This window comes from Arcicella rosea (assembly GCF_014204325.1).
GTDB classification, from domain to species: domain Bacteria; phylum Bacteroidota; class Bacteroidia; order Cytophagales; family Spirosomataceae; genus Arcicella; species Arcicella rosea_A.
The window spans coordinates 1-1,544 of sequence record NZ_JACHKT010000069.1; the positions used below are offsets into that span (position 1 = coordinate 1).

Below are 1,544 nucleotides of genomic sequence, written 5' to 3' on the forward strand. Positions count from 1 at the left end.
TATGTAGTTGTATTTGCATATCTTATATGTTTTGAATACAAAAATATACATTAAAAGTCATCAGCCTAATTTAAGGATTGAGCCTAAAATTTTATGAAAATTAATTCCAACCTTTCTATTCCTTCCGTTGTCTTTCTAGTGAAATTTTGAAAATATTCGCATTGAAGAGAAAGATACTTGTAGGTTTTTGTTTTTTAGAATTGTGATAAGAAGTACTTTTGTCAAAATATCTAATTTATAATTAACCAAAAAACAATGAGAAAGCAAATTGTAGCAGGAAACTGGAAAATGAATAAAACAGCTGAAGAAGCCTTGATTTTGGCATCAGAAGTTGTAAATATGGTGAAAGACGAAGTTAATACTGATGTGCAAGTAATTATTGCTCCACCAGCGATTTACTTATCGACACTTCAAAAATATACAGAAACAGCTCCAAATATTGGCATTGCAGCACAAAATTGTTCTAATAAAGCTTCTGGTGCATATACTGGTGAAATTTCGGCTTCTATGTTGAAATCAATTGGCGTTACTCATGTAATTCTTGGACACTCAGAACGTCGTGAGTATTTCAAAGAAACAAATGAACAATTAGCTGAAAAAGTAAACATCGTTCTTGAAAATGGTTTAACGCCTATTTTCTGTTGTGGTGAAACATTAGAATTACGTCAAGGTGGAGATTTTCTAGCTTTTGTAGCTTCTCAGTTGACAGACAGCCTTTTCCATCTTTCTCCAGAAGATTTCGCTAAAGTGGTAATCGCTTACGAACCAATCTGGGCAATTGGAACTGGCTTAACGGCTTCTTCTGAGCAAGCACAAGAAATGCACGCTTATTTAAGAGGACATTTGGCAACAAAATATGGTCAGGAAGCAGCAGACAATACTTCAATTCTTTATGGAGGAAGCTGTAATGAAAAAAATGCTCAAGAATTGTTTGCTTGTGCAGATGTAGATGGCGGATTAATCGGTGGTGCATCGTTAAAATCTCGTGAATTTACAAACATTGCCAAATCATTTTAAAATCTTGAAGCCCGTTTAGCAAAACTAAACGGGCTTATTTAAAGAATGTTTTGCACCACAACCTTTTAGTTTTATTGGTTAATATAAATAACATCAATCCTCTTGAAAGCTTATTATTCTCTCAATTGCGTTACTAATATATGCTCTTTAAAAAACTCAATTCTCTTGCAAAACTATATCTAAAAAATACCAATGAAGAAGCTTATCAAAAAGTAAACGATTTGTCTTCTATCAACTTTTTAGATATTTCAAAAGCTTTTATTGACTTCAAAGACAATATTCATTTCGAGGATTTTATCTATATTCTTCCAGCCATGAACACACTGGTCGAAAATAGGAATGTAAATATTCATTGGAATATTGGTCAAAAAGTAAAAGTAGGCTGTCTTTTATCTGGTTTCATAGTGTGTTATGATTTAAGTTAATTGTTCAAAAGTACTCTACCCGAAGATTTTGTTCTTGAAAACAAAAAGGCTGAAATTTGAGCGACCAAGCATCAAAACAGCCTTTAAGGATGAGAAAAATCA

The 1,544-nt window shown here is 32.6% G+C and carries 2 protein-coding genes; both read left to right on the forward strand.

All coding sequences use genetic code 11. From position 1 onward, the window contains the following. The first annotated feature begins 255 nt into the window (after positions 1 to 255). A complete protein-coding gene (tpiA, locus tag HNP25_RS21585; RefSeq protein WP_184137839.1) occupies positions 256 to 1,017 on the forward strand; it encodes a triose-phosphate isomerase in 762 nt (253 codons plus the stop codon). Between the two features lie 140 nt (positions 1,018 to 1,157). Next, on the forward strand, positions 1,158 to 1,442 hold the full coding sequence (locus HNP25_RS21590) for a hypothetical protein (RefSeq protein WP_184137841.1): 285 nt from the start codon (positions 1,158 to 1,160) through the stop codon (positions 1,440 to 1,442). Positions 1,443 to 1,544: the final 102 nt, after the last annotated feature.